We start from the raw sequence: 18,580 nt of genomic DNA on the forward strand, positions 1-18,580 counted from the left end.
GAATATTCTTGCTAAGATGTTATACTGACCATGTGAACAATAATACATTTATGGAGGCTTTCAAATGAACCAAAATAAAGTTAAAGTTATTCAATATGGCTGTGGTAAGATGTCCAAAGTGATTATGAAATATTTGCGTGATCACGGTGCTGAAATTGTCGGGGCAATCGATGCTAATCCTGAAGTTGTGGGCTTAGATATTGGTGAATTTGCTGAATTTGGTGCATTAACAGGTGTTAAAATTTCTGATAATGCTGAGGAAGTTTTTGCTAATTGTGATGCGGATATTGCCATTGTGACGATTTTTAGTTATATGCCCGAAATGTCTGATTTCTTTGAACTGTGTCTAACAAATGGTGTCAATGTTTTAACAACTTGTGAAGAAGCAATCTATCCGTGGAACACTTCGCCTATGGTGACGAACAAACTTGATAAACTTGCTAAAGAAAATAATGTCACGATTACCGGCAGTGGCATGCAAGATATTTATTGGATTAATATGCCAACGCTCATGATGGCTGGCATGAATCAAATTAAAAAAATTAAAGGTGCCGCCAGTTACAACGTAGAAGATTATGGTTTAGCTTTGGCTGAAGCACACGGCGCTGGGTTTGATCTAGATAAATTTGACCGTGAAATTGCGCAAGCTGAAAGTTTTCCATCTTATATGTGGAATGCTGGCGAAGCTATCTGTGCCAAAATGGGTTGGACGATTCAGGAAATCTCTCAAAAGAACGTTCCGATTACCTTAGATGAGGCGGTTCATTCAGAGACGCTCGGTGAAGTTATTCCTGCTGGTAATGCGATTGGCATGTCCGCTGTGACCACAATCAAAACCTATCAAGGTCCCAGCCTAGAACTAGAATGCATTGGCAAAGTTTATCGTGAAACTGACGGTGATATGTGCGACTGGCAAATTGAAGGCGAACCCGACATGGTCTTTTCATTAGAAAAGCTGGATACAGTTGCTCATACTTGTGCGACGATTGTTAACAGAATTCCATCCGTTTTAAAAGCACCCGCCGGCTTTGTCACCGCTGAAAAATTGGTGTCAGTCAACTTTCCCACTTATCCATTAAACATGTATTTATAGTAAAAAAGTTAAAGAAAAAAGCTATCCTTTGGATAGCTTTTTCATTGATTATTGAAAAGACACTCTTCTAAAACCGTTGTTTTCTCATTATCGTTTCATGATTATTCTTGGCGCCAATCGATAAAGTCTTGATCAATATAGTAATAGCGGCAATTTTCATAATAATCAATTTTTTCTTTTCTGAGAATTCGATTAATAAAGTAGACAAATCAAGTGTCTCAATTAATCTCACCAACTCTTGGAATTGGCTGACACTGAGATATTGATGCACATTGGTTAAGACCAGAATGCTCCTCTCGTTAAGTTCAGAAGCACACTTTAATACTGCCTCTATTATATCATATGGCTGTGTTTTTAAGGTGTTTATAAAAGAGATATTGCACAATTTAATGATATTTGCCAGCGAAAATTCTGGGTTAACCGTTATAGGTCAATTAGACCAAACTTAACATCTGGCGATAAGGCGTTAAAATTCTGTTCCCGGACCCAAACATCAACAAATGAACAAAACGGTTCCATTAAATCAGAGCCGAGATTAAACTGATTTTCGTTGCTGTGATGATGAATGCCCAGCTGTGTTAAATAGCCGGCCGCGACGATTTCGCGATTACAAGCTGATAGAATTAAACCCATAGTTCAGTGCAGCATTAATAATGTCCCCATCTCGTCTAGCAAATTGATCGTCAAAAAGTTGCATAAAATATTTGCGCGCGACAACTGCTTCGCGATTTGATTCATCTATTTAGACGTTGTCGGTGATACAATGTCATTTTTCCCGTGTACTATGTCATTATTCTCATACTTTGTCATTTTTCTTTTTTTGACAACAAAAATAAGGCATCATGCTAGATTTGATTTCTAGTGTGATGCCTTGTTTTGATAGATTAGTTTAATTCAAGAGCCGCAATTGTATCTTGTAAAATGTCCAATTCAAGATCTTTCTTTTTAATTCCAATCGCCTTGATAAATTTCTTGTTGCTTCTAATTGCCTTCCACAATACCTTTTTATCCGTATCGTCTAACTTGATTCTATACAATAGATTTCCTAATGCTACCATCAGATTCTGAATTTCTTCGGAAGGTTTTTGTGCCTTGGACGCATCGAAATAGTTATCCAAATCCACATTCGTGAATTTGGGTTGCAGCCCTAATATCGGATTAACTAGCAATTGAGTTGATGAGTTCATCAGGTTTACAAAAGAAATTAATTCATATTGTTGTTGCTCTGTCATGTCATCATAGTTAGTACCAAAAATTTTTGCTTCAGCGATTGCTTTAGCCAATAATTTAGTTTCATTACTTATTCTAGTAATTCTTTCTTCCAATTCGACAATGGCTAACTTAAAAGAATTCGAATCGCGATTACTGATATTAGTAAAAATCTTTTCCAATCGTTTTTTGTCAGATAATGCACTGAAAAAGAAAATTCCTGAACCTAGTAATGTAGCTCCTGCAATCACCCACCCGACAGGTCCTGCCAATGCGAGTAATATTTGACCTCCGGCCATTCCGCCACCACCGGCTGCCAAAGCTCCGCCACCAAGCCAAGCAAGTGCCGCATTTGTTGCAGCTGCTCCTGATAATGTTGATATCGCTGTCCCCGTAGAGGCTACTCCAAACGTAGTTGCAACACCCATAGCTACCGTTGGTCCTAGTGCTGCAACGGCTATGCCAGCTCCAGCACCTGCTGCACCAAATCCTCCAGCTTTGACCTCTGCCTCCTTATAGTCAGCTTCAATCTTTTCAACTTGATGTTCCCACTCAAGTCGTACTTTCTTTAATTTAGACAGTTGAATCTTGTCTTTAGCCGGAATCCCTCGAATTTCATCAAAGATATTTTGAATTTCAGTTAATTGCTTATGCAGCTCATTAGTCACACCACCTAACTCTTCTATTTTCTTATTCGTCTGTTCGGATAGTTTTTTTGCTTTTGTCTGTGCTGTTTCTAGAGCACTCTTTTTCTTGGCCATTATTTTGTCCCCCTAAAGTATGCATCTCCAGATTCTTTCGAGCTTATAATCTTTTCTTGAGGCACATGACGTTTATTTGCTAGCTCAACCGAAGCACTGAGCATTTCTCGATAAACATCGCTATTTGAAAAGTCACTGATTAGCAATACGAGTTCTTGGTCATCGTACTCATTTGAGAGAAGCTTCAGACCTTCAAGATAATATTTAACGACCTCTCTTTCGCGGACGTTTTCAAATAATCGTTGACTATTTCTAGTGTTTTGAATTTCTCTTTTTACTTCACCATATAGTGAAATCGTGAAACGTCCAATCCCAACAACATTTACTCTCATAAAGAATTCAAGAGCATTGAAAGTTCCACCACCTGCAACGAAACCTCGGACTGTCGCATCTCCAACATCTACCAAACAGAAGGTTCCATGAGCTACCGTTAGCATCCGTTTAACAGTAGCATTTGAAAACGGCTCGCATTTCTTCCACATTTCTCCAAAGCTACGATGATTTCTATCTGATTGCGAAAAATATTTCACTAGGCGCCTAACTGAATAAAACAGTCTAACTACTAATTCATTAATTATCACTGGAATTGCTTGGGTCGACTGGAATCTTATATCATAACCTTGATTAAACATTTTGAGAGCTAAATCATTGACTGACTTATCAAAGTCAGACGGTTCGATATTTAATTTCCTTTTAATTGCGATTACATCATTCGTCCAAGTCCAAAGCGGGGATGGTATCCCCATTCCTCGCCCCTTACTGCCAGAAGAACCAGAAATATCCGAAATTATATGTCCAAACCAATTTACGAATGCAGAAAATAATTTGCTTGTAACATTTGTCCCTTGTAGCTCGAATCCATCATCCGCTCGTTGTAAAGAAATGAGCTCTCCCTCAGTAACAAAATGCGATTGATTAGTAAATTGATCGAGTATTGAGAAAAACAATCCTAATAAACTAGGATTATGGGCAAGAGACTTAAAGTGGTGATTAGTCGGATTTAATCCAAAAATATACTGCCCAGCATCACTTGCTCCTCTTTGGTCGTAGGGAATTTTAAATTTTTCTTCCAAAAAACGAATTGCTGAGGAAGTTGAACCTTCTTTGCCTCCACTCCAACCCCATAGTTTTGCAAAATCCTTAGTTCTATTTTCAAACCATTTATCTGTGATATTTCCCAACGGAGATTCGCCAGGCTTTCCAACCAAAAAGATATCAATAATTCTACAGATAGCTCCCGAACTAATAGCAAGAGCATAGTCTACTTTATCGCATTCTGGTCTTATTATTCTAATTGAATCAATCGTCTCATTAAGTTCATCTAATTCAATTTGAGCGTTATTTATTTCAGCTTCAATGGAGGATTTGAAATTAAACCCATTTCCCGTATCCTCTAACTCAAGAAATACTGCACTTTCCATGACATCATGTCCTTTTTTGAATATCAAATATACCTGTATTTTATCATAGGTGTTGTGTTCAAAGTGTGAACAACGGTAATGATTAAGAAAGCACTCTCGCTAATCAAGCAAAGCATCTCATTTCGAATCATTTCTTTATCCACGATGAGCACCTCCTCCAAATTGTGAAGGCTAAACAAAAAACACTCTGATTTATTCAGAGTGTTAAGACCTGTTCGTATTAAATTCTACAATGATAAGTCAAAATATTGCCGTAAAAATTTAGCTAATCCGTCGTTAGTATTCGTCTCAGTTTCATAGTTGGCGATTTCTTTAACTTGTGGCAAGGCGTTGCCCATTGCCACACTGATATCAGCGACTTGCATCATGCCAGTATCGTTCATGCCGTCACCAAAAACTAATGTATGTGCTGCATCGGTACCAAATGATTCCTGGACGGCCTGAACTGCTGTGGCTTTATCAACGCCTTTAGGAATGAGTTCAATATTATCTTTGCCAGAAGAAGATAACTCTAGCAGTTGTTCTGAAGCAAGTTCTTGACGTGCTTCTTTTAGAAGTTCCCCATGGCCAGGACTAACCATGATGCCATTGTTAATTTCAGCGGCATGATTTAATAGAAACTGCTGATCAGATGCTTTGTATGAACGAACTTTGCGATTACCTGAAACGATATTAGCAAAGTTACGCAAGACAAATGCTGGTACTTTTTTAGTGTAATAAACAGTGTCGTGAGCGAAGAAATTAACCGCTAAGTTATATTGATGACTAACATCATAAATCTGTGTTAAAGCATCAGCACCTAAAGTCTCACTAACAGTTCCTGCGGCAGTTTCATAATAAGCACCATTTGAAGTAATCATATGAACTTGTGGATTAATCTGATTACGAACTAAACAAGCAAATTCATACATACGTCCAGAAGCAATATAAAAAATAACATCATCGCGTTTTTGCAAAGTTTCGATTGTTTTTACGGTGTAGCGACTAACTTTTTGATGGCTAACGGCTAAGGTGCCATCGATATCCATAAAGACTAAATACGGTTTTTTCTTCATTCTTGTAACCCCATTCATTATTGTCATTAGCAGTTTATCATAGCATAGTTAGGTTGTGGAATAAATATTGTCAATCCAATAATGACTAACATGCAAAGCACTAGGTTAATTTAATTTAGTAATAAAAATATCGCGTGTAATTTCAGACAGATTTGTTGAATAAGTGCAAAAGTAGATCCGACAAATATTTAAATAGACGCAATATTTGATAAATTGGTGTGACTTTGGGCTAGTTAGCGGCAATTTTAATATTTTACCTATCGTTAAATTGGCAATTTGCTTAGTTCGAGTTTAAGTAAGCTATGCGGACCAGATTTCTAACATTATCCTTGTTTTACACCTTAGTTTGTCATACGCTTATAATATTGATGTTACTTGGGAGGAACGCAACATGATCCGAATTAGCCCCTACACGCATGCTAATAATCAAATTATCGCTGTTACTGATATGACCGCCGAAGATCGGCAAGAACTTAAGGATAACTATCATTTAAACAATGAATTCTTAAATTATGCGGTCGATCCAGTTGAACGGGCCCGCGTTGAATATGATGAATTAATCGAAACTTGGTTAATTGTTTATAACGTACCGCTTTCCGCTACTGGCGATGCGCCGCGAGTGATTCATCCGTTTAGTCTGATGGTACGTCATAATCAATTGTTTGTCTTTGTCACGACCGACACTAAATTCATTATTGAAGATGCAACGATGTTAACTGATCGCGATCAAACGCAAGGTGTTTGGGATTCTGTCTTTAGTTTACTTTATCAAGTGACAACGGATTTCTTTGACTACATTCAACAGATGAATGAAATGCGCGTTCATGTTGAAGAACATTTACGGCATGACACGTCATCAAAGCAGATTTTTCAATTGGCTGATTTGAGTAAAAACCAAACCTACTTCCTAACTGGGGCAAACAGTAATTTAGTGGCGATTTCACAGTTACGGTTACTGATCAGTCGCAGGGATAAATTAACATTAGACAAGCGTTCAATAGAACGATTACAAGATATTGAAGTTGAAGCTCACCAAGTTCAAGAAATGTTAGAGCTGAACGTTGATATTTTGGATAAAGTTTCTAACACTTACAATAATCTATTAAATAATAATTTGAATAACGTCATGAAAGTTTTGACTATCTACTCAGTTGTTTTAATGATTCCACCAATTATTTTCGGGTTCTACGGTATGAATACATTCCTCCCCCTTGCCGATAAGAATTGGGGCTGGCTATTTACAATTCTAATTACAATTATTCCTAGTATTTGGATTATCTTTAAGTTAAAGCGTGATCGTTTCCTTTAATAGCAAACAAAAAAGCACTTAATCACAATTGCGGTTAAGTGCTTTTTATTATTTCTTATAAGTTGGTTTACCCCAATATTGGAATAAGTCAGTTCGTAAGTAACCATTATAAAGTTTGCGGCGTTTAGTTGCGCGTTGACCATAATAAGTTTGGAATTCGAGATCGCTGGTTAAGATGTATTTACTCCAAGTTTTCAACGGAATGAAAGCTTGCCCCATCTCTTTATAAATTTCGCGAGCCTTTGTTTGATCGTTCAATCGTTTACCATAAGGTGGATTGGCAACAATAATACCGTTATCTAAATCAGTTTTGAAGTCTTTAACAGCTAATTGTTTGAATTGAATGTCGTGTAAAACACCAGCCTCATTAGCATTCAATTTGGCCAAGTCGATCATATTTTGATCAATATCATTGGCCATGATCATTAATTCGAGATCATTTTTAATATCAGCACGAGCATTTTCCCGAGCGTCAGCTAACCATTGAGGATCAAAACTAGCAAACTGTTCAAAAGCAAAATGGCGTTTCAAGCCGGGAGCAATATTACGAGCCTTCATAGCAGCTTCAATGGCAATCGTACCAGAACCGGTCATCGGATCTAAAAACGGATCATTAGCCCGATATGGCGTTAAAGCAATTAAGCCGGCAGCAAAGTTTTCTTTTAGCGGTGCACCACCATGATCAATCCGGTAACCGCGCTTGAATAAACTATCACCTGTTGTATCAATTAAGATTTCGGCTTGGTCTTTGAGTAAGCGGACATCAATTTTAGTTGTGGCGCCAGTTTCAGGTAACCGCGTGCGTCGATGATAAACATCTTGCAACCGAGAAACAATCGCTTTTTTGGAAATAGCTTGAACATCAGGAACACTGTGGAGCTTAGACTTAATTGCTCGGCCAGTTACCGGAAAATGGGCATCCATGGCTAAATAATTTTCCCAAGGAATCGCATTGATCTCATCGAATAACATGGTAAAGTTAGTGGCCTTGAAAGATTTAACGACGATCATCACCCGATCAGCCGTACGCAACCATAAATTAGCTTTGATAATGTCGTGTTCGTCACCCTCAAAAGTAATCCGACCGTTATCTGACTGAGTTGTGAAGCCGAGTGCTTTTAGTTCTTGATTAACCACTGATTCAAAACCAGCAGCCATCGTGGCAATTAATTGATATCTCATGTTGAACTCCTTAAGTTGGCGTAAATGATTGGCGCAAAATTAAACGTTGTATTAGCTATATTATACACGAATGTGCGTAGGGATAACAGGTGATCTCACTATTGCTGTTTTCATGCCTCGGTGAGTAAAACGATGATATTTTAATTCTTCGTGTCTTTGGGAAATACGCTGGTGGAACGCTGCAAGCGTCGATTTAAGCCGAATGAAACCCAATTCGTCTTAAATACGAGCTTTATTGCAAGTGGTAAACCACTTACAATAATTCCGCAGCTGACCGCGATTTCCCTCCGACACTGACAAAAGAGATTTAGTGCAACTTAACTGCAGTTTTATACTTGTAAAAATTTAGAAACGATTTAATCACATGTTTGCTAGCTTTGGAATAAAGTTGCCATCAGTAGTGAAGTTAGTATAGTAATATGACATAGCAATCTAGTTAAGTGGCGGCGAAAAAATACCGCTCAGTAGTGAAATTGTTGTTGACGATTTATCGTTTACAACAAGGCTCAGTTTTAAGACGAATTGTTTTTTATTCAACTTAACGCGATACCCACTACGTTCCAGCGTTAAGTATTTTTTCGCCACTACGACAACGTGTTAAGTTTTAAAAGTTATGCTAACAAAAAAAGAGCTGCGACTTTCGTCACAGCTCCCTACCTTTGGCAAACTTCTATAAGCCACGTTTTGTTCCGATTAAAACTAGGTCCATTTTAATCATCAGTAATCATCTATCTGCTGACGCTCCTACTTTAGGTTCATTTCCCGCCATAGGACTCCCCTACCAAAATTTGGGTTGCTCGCTCGTGGGGTTTACCCCGTTCCACTCGACCGTTTTCACAGTCGACTCGTCTCTGTGGCACTTTCAGGCTATAACCATGGTCAAAAGACTTTAGATCATTGAGCCGCCGTTACTCTAAAAGAGTACCTTAGCTTATTGGGCTAAGCGCGAACACTACAAGCATCTCAGCTTGTGCGGGCGTGGACTTTCCTCAGCCGACTCAGGGCCGACCGCGATTACTCGAAGTTTACCAAGTTAAATTAACTTTTACTATTTTACGCTTAAATGAATCAAGTTTCAACCTAGAATCGATTTAACCAAGTTGATTCAGTTGATTTTTTATTCTCTGTTTGATCGTCATCTTCATAAGCTGACTTCAAATTCGAACTAGTTTTGTCTTCGCTAGTGTAGCGACTACTTGGTGCAGTTGGTTTTGGTGCGATTCGGGCTGCTTCTTTCTCACCGAAGACATGACGTTCCAAGTTACTTAAACGACGCAAAATATCGTAATTAGTTGTATTTTGCGCTGCATTAGTAGCAGGTGCTGGCGTTGCAGCAACAGGTGCAGCAGTTGGTGTTTCTTGTTGAGATAATTCATCAACCTTTTTAACCAAACGCTTGTTGTCTGCTTCTAACGCCTTAATGCGAGCATTAAATGCTTCGTAATCTTGGATGACTTGATCAAGAAATGGATCAACCTCGGCAGAGTCATAACCACGGTACTTTTGTTTAAAATCTTTGTTAACAATATCTTCAGGAGTGAAATTAACTTTAAAATCGCGTGTGTCTTCTGATTTTTCCATATGTGAACACCTCATTATACTTTTACGCGTTATTCTCAGTATAGCAAAAATGGCTTAAATTGCAAAAGACATTGGCGACCTTACTATAATCTTTAAAATTAAAAAAATCGGCAGTGCCCCACATTCTTATCGCTAGACTATTAATGGTTAATTATTGCCAATCATCGTCGGCGTGTTGGGCTTCACTTAATTGTTCAGCTTGGTCTTGCAACTCATAAAAATCAATCAAGCGCAGTGGATAATCTGTTTCACGTTCACTTTTTTGTTTAAGAAAATCGTAATCATACTGCGGCTTGCCTGGATATTCAGGATCATAAACCATTAGTGCGCCATCAGTATGCTCACTCATAAAAGTTTGATAATTCTTTAATTGACTAGGATTTTGATAAGGATGCTGGGAAACGTTGCCAGTGAAATCGGCTTTAGTTAAAATTTGCTGGAGCTTTTGCTGATTATGTTCGTTCCATTGTTTGCTAAATTCGGCAAAAGGGAACATAATAGCGATTTTAAAATCGGGAAAATCTTCTTTTAATTCAGCCGCGACTTCAACACCCCACTGTTCAACTCCTAATTGGGCACCAGTAATCAGCCACTCTAAACCATCCTCAAGATAAATTCGGAGTGTATTTTTTAGAGAATATTTAATAACTGCTAACTTCGGGTCCTTATCTTGATAAACATTCAGTTCGTAGCCCCGATAGCCAGTTAACCACAGTCGACTCAACATCATATCAGCCTTTCTGATGAGTTAATCTAAAGACCATTTGGTATAATAGGCATAGGAGCGTGAATTTATGACCATTAAATATCCAGATGGACGTTATTACCAAGGTAATACTGATACTAATCAGTCTAACACAAAGTTACATCATCGTGATAACGTCATTTTCGGTGGCCGCGGCATGTCTTTAGAAGAAACGATTAATGACAGCAATGTTTATTATCGCAGTCAAGACCGAGCCGTCATTTATAAAAAACCGACACCAATTCGAATTGTTAAAGTTGACTATCCGAAGCGGAGTAAAGCAACAATTAAAGAAGCTTATTTCCAACAAGCTTCCACAACAGATTATAACGGTGTTTACCGTGGCTACTATTTAGACTTTGAAGCAAAAGAGACTACTAATAAAGCTTCTTTTCCTTTAAAAAACTTTCATCAACATCAGGTTGATCACTTTAAACGCTGTTTAGCCCAGCAAGGTATTTGCTTTACGATTATGCGTTTTTCCAGTTTGGAACGTTATTTTGTAACACCAGCTTCTTTATTAATTGATTACTGGCAATTACAAGAGACCAATCGAAAATCAATTCCGTTAAAAGTAATTGAAACGCAAGGCTATGAAATTCAGGCGGGTTTTCACCCTGCTTTGGATTATTTAAAGGCAGTTGATCAACTGATTCAACATTCAACGCAAACAAATTCTAAAGGTGGCAAAATATGACACAAAACAATATGACCCGTGAAGCACGAATGGCGCAGCAGAAAAAAACTAAGCGTCGCCCCACTAGCTCAAAACCACAACGCCAGAAACCATTATGGCGTCGTATTCTTAAATGGACTTTAATCATCATTTTGGCTGGCTTTTTGGCCGGATTAGGTTTGTTCTTCTACTACGTTAAGGACACGCCAGCTTTGAAGGAATCTAAGTTGGCTTCTGGTGGTTCCACCATGATTTTAGCCAGTAATGGTGATACGATCACGCAACTAGGTGAAAATCGAACCCATGTTTCGGGAACAGAAATTTCACAGCAATTAAAAGACGCTGTGGTGTCAATTGAAGATCGTCGCTTTTATGATGAACCATTTGGTGTTGACCCCTTACGAATTGCTTCAGCCACTGCCTATAATGTGACTCATCGTAATGCGGCACCGCAAGGCGGTAGTACTTTAACCCAGCAATTAGTTAAATTAGCCTATTTCTCAACCAATAAGTCTGACCAAACCTTACGCCGTAAAGCTCAAGAAGCTTGGCTGGCTGTTCAAGTTGAGCGCAAATACTCTAAAGAACAGATTTTAGAGTATTACATCAACATGGTTTATGAAGGTAATGGCGTTTATGGTATGCAAACAGCGGCTAATTATTATTTTGGTAAATCAATTAAGGAACTTAATCTAGCCCAAACAGCATTAGTTGCGGGCATTCCTAATGCCCCTACCACCTATGACCCTTATGAACATCCAGAAGCTGCTAAAACCCGACGAGATTTAGTCATTAAGTCAATGCTGCGTGATAAGAAGATTACCGAAGAAGAAGCCACAGCCGCAATTAATACACCCATTACGGACGGCTTAAAGGCAAAATCGCAACAAACTTTAAATCAAACCAATGCTTTAGTTTCAGATGCTTATCTGCAAGAAGTTATCAAGGCGATCAAGAAAAAAGGTTATGATCCCTATCGAGACAATTTAACGGTTAAAACGAATTTAGATTTAAGTACACAAAAGAAAGTTTATGACTTAGTTAATGGTAGTTCGGTTGTTTTTCCAGACGATACAATCCAAACCGGAATTACGATTATGGATCCTAATAATGGTGATGTGGTTGCCATGGTTGGTAATCGTAAAGTCGGTAATGTGCAAATGGCACTTAATCACGCGACACAAACCACAAGAAGCAATGGTTCGACAATGAAACCGATTCTTGATTATGGCCCCGCCATTGAATATTTGAATTGGGCAACAAACCACCGCTTAGATGATTCTAAGTACATCTATCCAGGTACAGACATTCAGCTTTATGACTGGGATCGTCAATATTGGGGCAACATGACGATGCGCTATGCCCTCGCGCAATCACGTAATGTTCCTGCCGTCAAAGCATTAGAAACGGTTGGTTTAACAAAGGCCAGTCAATTTGCTAGCAATCTTGGTATCGATCTCCCAGACGATGCCGGTTTGTCAGCTGGCATTGGTTCCGATGTTTCTACGCTTCAAGTTGCGGCGGCTTATAGTGCTTTTGCCAATGGGGGTACTTATTATCAACCGAAGTATATTTCAGAAATTACCACTGCTGATAATATTAAACATGAGTACGATCAAGGCACTGGTAAAACGGCAATGAAGTCTTCCACCGCATATATGATTACCGATATGCTAAAGGATGTGATTAGTTCCGGAACTGGTACACGGGCTCAAATTAGTGGATTACATCAAGCCGGCAAAACTGGTACCACAGATTATTCTGATACAGAGTTGGCTAATAACTATGCTTTAAGTGGTACGGTTAAAGATTCATGGTTTGCTGGATACACGAAGCATTATTCTGTGGCAATTTGGTTAGGCTATGATAAGTCTAGTGAACACGGTGTAGCTACTTCTAGTGAACGAATTCCAGCTCAACTTTATAAAGCGATTATGACTGATCTAAGTGCTAACGTCAGCAACACTGATTGGACCATGCCAAGCTCGGTTGTTAAACGCAATGGCGAGTTATATGTGCGTGGTTATGCACCAGCAGCGTCATCTAGCAGCTCTAAACGTTCAAGTTCTAAGAGTTCTTCTAGTGTGCTGTACAGTTCTAGTTCGATATTCAGTTCAAGTAGTAGTGAATCAAGTTCTAGTTCATCAAGTAGTAGTTCTTCATCAGAATCCTCATCATCCAGCAGTAGTTCTTCGTCAGAATCTTCTTCCTCAAGTTCAAGTAGTGAATCAAGCTCTAGCTCTAGCTCGAGTTCTAGTGTTGCACCAAGTAGTTCTTCCTCCTCAAGCTCAGCTACAAGCACGCAGAGCTCAACAGAATCACAGGCCAATAAAAGTGTCGCTAATTCTGAAACAACATCTGCAAAATAATTACTTGTTCGATAAATAAAAAGCTTCACGCTAAATGATTTTAGCGTGAAGCTTTTTTGTTTTTCTAGATATAAAATTATCGATTATTTCATGTTCTCAAATTCCTTCAATAAAGAATCTTCGTCGATATCATTTGAAAAGTATAAGTCAATTAGTGTCTTGCTCTTTACAAAATTATTATTTGCTTCGGATTTTAGAGAGCTATAAAGTGTTGTGAACATGACGCCATATATGCCACAAGTAATAGCATAAGGGGCACCAAATTCTGTATCTTTTTCAAGAGTAACTCGTGCGCCATCGGCTCCCTCTTCGTCCCTAATAATCACGCCTTCTTCGGAGCCTTTTTCGCCAATTGTACTTCCTTTTTGAAAAGCAGTCCATAATATGATGCATCACCTACTTTTAAATAAGCTAACTTAAGTAAATAAACTCAAATATATTCTTGTAAGATTACGATTGTTTGACATAGTCCTGGCCAAAAGCACAAATCTCAAGCAAAGGACAAGTTTGACAGTTTGGCTGCCGCGCTGAACAAACTTCACGTCCAAAATAAATCATAGCATGATGGCCATTAATCCATTCATCCTCTGGCAAAGCTTTAGTAATCTTTTTTTCAATTTGTAAAACGGAATCTTTCTCCTTAGCGATCTTTAAACGCTTGGCAATCCGCGTAATATGCGTATCAACTGCAAAAGCTGGCACATTAAAGGCGTCACCTAAAATGACACTAGCTGACTTACGACCGATGCCAGGTAATGAAGTTAATTCTGCCATTGTCTGTGGCATGATGCCGTTAAAATCAGTCATTAGCTTTTGTGACATTGCCACAATATGTTTGGCCTTATTGTGATAGAGGCCGATCGATTTAATGTAGGGTTCAACTTCTGCTGGTGTCGCCTTCGCAAAAGCAGCAGGATTGGGATAAGCGGCAAATAAGGCCGGCGTTGCTAAATTAACAGAAACATCAGTTGCTTGCGCGCTTAAAAGGACACTAACCGCAATTTGAAACGGTGTTCGCGCATCTAAACTGGGCTTAGCGTCTGGAAAAAGCAGCATGATTTGTTCGACTGCCCAACGCGTTTGTTTTTGATTTAACATCCCTACCACCTCATCTATTGAAATTTAGCACGATAACGTTCTAAGTCATCCGCATTTTTAATTTGGCGTTTTTGCCAATCTAGTAAAATACGATCAATATATTTAAATGAACGTGCATCATTTAAGACCGCTTCCCGCAAAGCTAGGCGAATAATCTCAGTTGAGAAATGGTCACGATTTAACCAACTATCGACCGTTTCCATTTCAATTGGCGATAAAGTTCGGCCAAACTCGACTTCAATTTCTTGATATAGCTTGGAGACATCGGCTTGTTCAGCTTGAAAATTAGCGACAGTATCTTGGCTATCTAGCAAATGATCCAATCGTTCAAAAAATGGCGCGATATCATATTGATCAACGTGTTGATCATGATCAATAAAACTTTTAACGCGAATAAAACCTTTCTGGGTCATTTGTTGTAATGCTTGATAGATCTCACTAATTGGTCGTTTCACCACTTTAGCCAGTTCAGTTGGTGTTGGGAATTTTTCATCCTTTTGACTGTATTTGATGATTTGTAGAAAAATTGCCAACTGATGATCGTCCATACCTAGTTCGGCATAGTAATCTAAAATCAAGTTGGCAATGGCTGTTTGTGGTGTTCCGACCAAATCATTAATGGTTAGTTTCGTCATTGGTCACAAGTCCTTTAATCAAAATGTTCTGAACTATTTGTTGGTACAGCTACTCGTTAAATTCACTTAGAGATTTTCGATTTGTTCAACTAATTTACCCGTTTGGTAGTCAAATAAACGATAAGTTAATTGACCAGTTTTACTTTTAGTGGCTACTTCCCAAACTGGTTGGCCTTTATTGAGGCCTAAATCAATACCATAAATTTTATTAGACGGATATTTCTTGGTAACTAATTTGGTAATTTTATCTTTGGTATAAGCCTTATTAGTTTCAAGAACTGTGATTTTACCACTTTTTCCATTAATCAAAACATATTTCAGTTGATTATCTTGCGTGTAGCCAGCAACAGCATAATAAGTCTGCTCACGATTATAAATCATGAAATCAGTGGTCCGTGTTAGATGCGCGGCCTTTTTGCTGATGGTAATACTTTGTTTTTCTAAAGTATGGCGTGGTGTTGTGGCAATTTTATACCCACCAAATACCAATAATACCAAAACAATGATAATGCCGACGATAATATTTCGTTTACGCACGTTGTTAATCCCTCTCAAAAATCTTAACTTATCAACACTAGAGTTAAGTTTATTATAGCAAAACTTGATTGGCTTTTGAATTTACCCAAGTTGTGACCGATTATTCTTCAAAAAAGTCACTAATATGGTGCCCTAATTGTTGATTAGGCAAAATAATTTTAGGTAATTTGGGTGGAAAAGCTCGTTGAACCTTAGTGGCATAGGAACTATTAATCACCCGTTCATCCATCATTAAGACAATGCCCTGGTCAGTTTCCGTGCGAATTAAACGACCAAAGCCTTGCTTTAATTTCAAAATGGCTTTAGGCAAAGTATCGGTTGGAAATGGCGCTTTATTCTGAGCTTTAAGTAAACTATTACGATAATGTGTGGTTGGATTCTTAGGCGATTCAAAAGGAATCCGCGTAATAATGAGTAAGGATAACTGCTCACCTGGGAAATCAATTCCCTCCCAGAAACTTTGTGAACCCAGTAAAACGGCATTTTTAGATAAACGGAAACGTTTGGCAATTTTATCATTACTTCCGGTAATCCCTTGAGCCATAATTTCCCGCTTAAAGCCCAGGACATGTTGCAAGCGTTGATAAACGTTGCGAATGCTAGCAAGTGAGTTGAACAAAATTAATGTTTGAACATCGGTTTGTTGTAGCACCGGTAAAATCGTGCTCGCCAGCCAATTATCATAGTCCGCCCCATTTTCACTTGGCGAATACGTTTCTTGGGGTAATAATAACTCCGCCTTTTCTTCATACTGAAACGGTGAATCTAAGCGTAAAGTTTGCACATCTGTTTCGGTAAAGCCTAACTGTTCTAAGAAGTAGTCAAAATCATGACCAATGGCCAAAGAAGCGCCAGTGTAAATTTGAGTTTTAAACTGCTGATTCAGAGCTTGGCGCAACTTATCATGTGACTTGGCCAACCAATTAAAGCGATAATTAATCCCATCATCATCTAAGGACAAGTAAAACCCATATTGTCGAAATTCGTTATTTTGTAAATGATCAAAGCCAGTTACTAAATAGTCCAGATTCTTCTCTAATTTGTTATTCTGGAAAATTAACTCGGTGATCTTTTGGGCCGAAGTTGGTCGCATTTCTTGACGGTCCACGCCTGATTCCAAGGTTTCAGTTGCGTTTAAATAATTATCTAAATTATCAATTAGTTCATTTAAAGCCCGATTAAGCATGGTGAGATTGTTTTGGAAATCAGCGGCCTCCAAATAAACCGGTTCGCGAATGAAATTCTCACCAGCTAATAAGATCACTTGATCATTTAATTGTTGCGTTAAAGCTTGTGCTTGGCTTAAAAACAACTGACTCGTTAAAATAACCGGCTGTAATTTATCTAGCAACGGTTCAGCATCGTTATTGTCGGCTAAGCTTCTTAAGATATCATCAATTTGGTTCAAGCGATTGTGTAACTGCATCACTGAAAAATAACCGTGGGAGCTGTTGGTCAAATCTTCAGCAAAATGTTGGGCCTCATCGACGACCAAAATGTCTTGCTCATAACTAAAGTCTGTCAAATGTTGGGCCAAATAAGCGTTATTGGTAATCACAATATCAGCAGTTTGAGCAGCTTGTACCACTTGATGCCAATAATCAACCTCATAATAGCGACTACTTGGCACTAGCGTAGGCAAATGATTAATACTTTGGAAGAACTCCGTATCATAATTTGTAATTTGTAACTCATCTAAGTCCCCTGTTTGGGTTTGTGTTAGCCAAACTAGGATACGCATTTCGTTAATGGCTGTACCACGATTTTTGGCGCCGTGTTGTAAATAGGCTGCAAAGCGGTCGAGATCCAAATAGTGGCTAGCACTTTTTAATAATGCTGCACTAAGTGATTGATGCCGCAAATGAGCAAGTAATGGTACGGCTTGACGATAAAGTTGCGCTTGTAGGACTGTGGTGGAAGTGGTAATGACGAGACGAGAATGCGGCTGAGGCTTGGTTAGTTCATAAGATAATGGGAATAAATAGCCTAGAGACTTACCAACACCAGTAGGCGCCTCGATTACTAAATTAGTTTGTTCACTATCGTGTGCATGTTGCTGGATAAAATCCATCATCTTAAATTGAGCAGTCCGCGGTTTAATAATTTGGTCGAACTGTTGGCGTTTGTCATCGTCAGTAATGGGATAGTCTTGATTTTGACGCTGATCAGTTGTCGCTTGTTCGCTAATCATACGGCGAATCGTGAATTGACCAATCTGTTGCAAGTATGGTGGCAATGGTGCGGTGTGACATTGGTCAAGAATCTGTTCAAATATTTGACCAGTCTGTCTCGTTAAATACTGACTAAGTTGCACTAATTGTCGTAAGACTTCTTGAGGTAACTGTTTTAATTGATTTAATAAGATAATGAAAATTTTAGCAGTGGCAATAGCATCACTATCTGCTTGATGAGGATGTTCATGATTAATGTTTAAGAAAGTACTTAAATCTTTTAAACGATAACTAGCGGCTTGAGGCAACATAATTTGCGCTAACTCTACGGTGTCGATCGCAATGGGATCAATCGGATCTAATCCTACCTCCACAAATGCCTCGTTTAAAAAAGGTAAGTCAAAATTAACATTATGAGCAATAAAAATTTTGTCAGCTAGCAATTCACGTAATGTTGATGCGACTTCATCAAAGGTCGGCGCACTAGCTAGCTCGCTGGTTTTTAATCCGGTTAAGGCCAGAATTTCGCGGGGAATGGTGCGTTCCGGATTAATCGATAAAGAAATATTCTCGGTAATCGTATCGTTTTCGATAATCGCACAGCCAAACTGAATAATTTTATTGCCGGCATGGCGCTGCGTGCCGGTTGTTTCTAGGTCAACGACGGCATAGACTTTATCTGCCAACTTCCCCGCTCCTTTAATTACTTAAGAGACAAAATTAGGATTGTCTCCTATT

General features: G+C 38.6%; 14 protein-coding genes, 1 other RNA gene and 2 pseudogenes. 4 read left to right on the forward strand and 13 right to left on the reverse strand.

Annotation, left to right across the window (positions count from 1 at the left end; translation table 11 throughout):
- Window positions 1-64 precede the first annotated feature (64 nt).
- Window positions 65-1,093 carry an NAD(P)H-dependent amine dehydrogenase family protein gene (locus FC84_RS02860; RefSeq protein ID WP_057755110.1) on the forward strand — a complete coding sequence of 343 codons (1,029 nt, stop codon included), beginning with the start codon at window positions 65-67 and terminating at the stop codon, window positions 1,091-1,093.
- Between the two features lie 67 nt (window positions 1,094-1,160).
- Here the strand turns inward: FC84_RS02860 and csn2 are convergent, their stop codons facing one another.
- The 5 genes and pseudogenes from csn2 to FC84_RS02885 all read right to left on the reverse strand — a co-directional run bounded on the left by csn2 (window position 1,161) and on the right by FC84_RS02885 (window position 5,539).
- On the reverse strand, window positions 1,161-1,520 hold the full coding sequence (gene csn2 / locus FC84_RS09190; RefSeq protein ID WP_083479506.1) for a type II-A CRISPR-associated protein Csn2: 360 nt from the start codon (window positions 1,518-1,520) through the stop codon (window positions 1,161-1,163).
- Window positions 1,520-1,832, reverse strand: a pseudogene (gene cas1 / locus FC84_RS02870) (type II CRISPR-associated endonuclease Cas1); the annotation flags it as partial. The pseudogene cas1 and the gene csn2, both read right to left, overlap by 1 nt.
- A gap of 145 nt (window positions 1,833-1,977) precedes the next feature.
- Window positions 1,978-3,063 (reverse strand): hypothetical protein, encoded by a 1,086-nt coding sequence (locus FC84_RS02875; protein ID WP_192496371.1) that lies wholly within the window; start codon window positions 3,061-3,063, stop codon window positions 1,978-1,980.
- Window positions 3,063-4,484 (reverse strand): hypothetical protein, encoded by a 1,422-nt coding sequence (locus FC84_RS02880; protein WP_057755121.1) that lies wholly within the window; start codon window positions 4,482-4,484, stop codon window positions 3,063-3,065. Before FC84_RS02880 ends, FC84_RS02875 begins: the two co-directional genes overlap by 1 nt.
- Window positions 4,485-4,711: 227 nt before the next feature.
- Window positions 4,712-5,539, reverse strand: a complete 828-nt coding sequence (locus FC84_RS02885; protein WP_057755124.1) for a Cof-type HAD-IIB family hydrolase — start codon at window positions 5,537-5,539, stop codon at window positions 4,712-4,714.
- A gap of 391 nt (window positions 5,540-5,930) precedes the next feature.
- Here FC84_RS02885 and FC84_RS02890 point away from each other — a divergent pair, with 391 nt between their 5' ends.
- Window positions 5,931-6,848 carry a magnesium transporter CorA family protein gene (locus FC84_RS02890; RefSeq protein WP_057755127.1) on the forward strand — a complete coding sequence of 306 codons (918 nt, stop codon included), beginning with the start codon at window positions 5,931-5,933 and terminating at the stop codon, window positions 6,846-6,848.
- A 48-nt stretch (window positions 6,849-6,896) separates the two neighbouring features.
- On the opposite strand, the gene FC84_RS02895 is transcribed toward FC84_RS02890, so the two are convergent.
- The 4 genes and pseudogenes from FC84_RS02895 to FC84_RS02905 all read right to left on the reverse strand — a co-directional run bounded on the left by FC84_RS02895 (window position 6,897) and on the right by FC84_RS02905 (window position 10,341).
- Window positions 6,897-8,030 (reverse strand): THUMP domain-containing class I SAM-dependent RNA methyltransferase, encoded by a 1,134-nt coding sequence (locus FC84_RS02895; RefSeq protein WP_057755130.1) that lies wholly within the window; start codon window positions 8,028-8,030, stop codon window positions 6,897-6,899.
- Between the two features lie 668 nt (window positions 8,031-8,698).
- Window positions 8,699-9,056: RNase P RNA component class B (gene rnpB, locus FC84_RS08845), an RNA gene on the reverse strand.
- 207 nt (window positions 9,057-9,263) lie between these two features.
- Window positions 9,264-9,611 (reverse strand): annotated as a pseudogene (gene gpsB, locus FC84_RS02900) (cell division regulator GpsB); the annotation flags it as partial.
- 151 nt (window positions 9,612-9,762) lie between these two features.
- A complete protein-coding gene (locus FC84_RS02905; protein WP_057755133.1) occupies window positions 9,763-10,341 on the reverse strand; it encodes an SLOG family protein in 579 nt (192 codons plus the stop codon).
- A gap of 64 nt (window positions 10,342-10,405) precedes the next feature.
- Here FC84_RS02905 and recU point away from each other — a divergent pair, with 64 nt between their 5' ends.
- Window positions 10,406-11,053, forward strand: a complete 648-nt coding sequence (recU, locus tag FC84_RS02910; protein ID WP_057755136.1) for a Holliday junction resolvase RecU — start codon at window positions 10,406-10,408, stop codon at window positions 11,051-11,053.
- Window positions 11,050-13,401 (forward strand): PBP1A family penicillin-binding protein, encoded by a 2,352-nt coding sequence (locus tag FC84_RS02915; protein WP_083479508.1) that lies wholly within the window; start codon window positions 11,050-11,052, stop codon window positions 13,399-13,401. The genes recU and FC84_RS02915 overlap by 4 nt, the downstream gene beginning before the upstream one ends.
- A 450-nt stretch (window positions 13,402-13,851) precedes the next feature.
- Here FC84_RS02915 and nth read toward each other — a convergent pair whose 3' ends face one another.
- The 4 genes from nth to FC84_RS02940 all read right to left on the reverse strand — a co-directional run bounded on the left by nth (window position 13,852) and on the right by FC84_RS02940 (window position 18,528).
- The gene (gene nth / locus FC84_RS02925) at window positions 13,852-14,499 is read right to left on the reverse strand and encodes an endonuclease III (RefSeq protein WP_057755143.1); all 648 of its coding nucleotides are present in this window, start codon (window positions 14,497-14,499) and stop codon (window positions 13,852-13,854) included.
- Between the two features lie 14 nt (window positions 14,500-14,513).
- Complete coding sequence (locus tag FC84_RS02930) at window positions 14,514-15,134, reverse strand: DnaD domain protein (RefSeq protein WP_057755146.1); 621 nt, start codon at window positions 15,132-15,134, stop codon at window positions 14,514-14,516.
- A 66-nt stretch (window positions 15,135-15,200) separates the two neighbouring features.
- The gene (locus FC84_RS02935; RefSeq protein WP_057755148.1) at window positions 15,201-15,671 is read right to left on the reverse strand and encodes a cell wall elongation regulator TseB-like domain-containing protein; all 471 of its coding nucleotides are present in this window, start codon (window positions 15,669-15,671) and stop codon (window positions 15,201-15,203) included.
- 100 nt (window positions 15,672-15,771) lie between these two features.
- Window positions 15,772-18,528, reverse strand: coding sequence for a helicase C-terminal domain-containing protein (locus tag FC84_RS02940; protein ID WP_057755151.1), 2,757 nt, complete (start codon window positions 18,526-18,528; stop codon window positions 15,772-15,774).
- Between the last annotated feature and the right edge of the window lie 52 nt (window positions 18,529-18,580).

Source organism: Lapidilactobacillus dextrinicus DSM 20335, from assembly GCF_001436095.1.
Classification (GTDB): Bacteria; Bacillota; Bacilli; order Lactobacillales; family Lactobacillaceae; genus Lapidilactobacillus; species Lapidilactobacillus dextrinicus.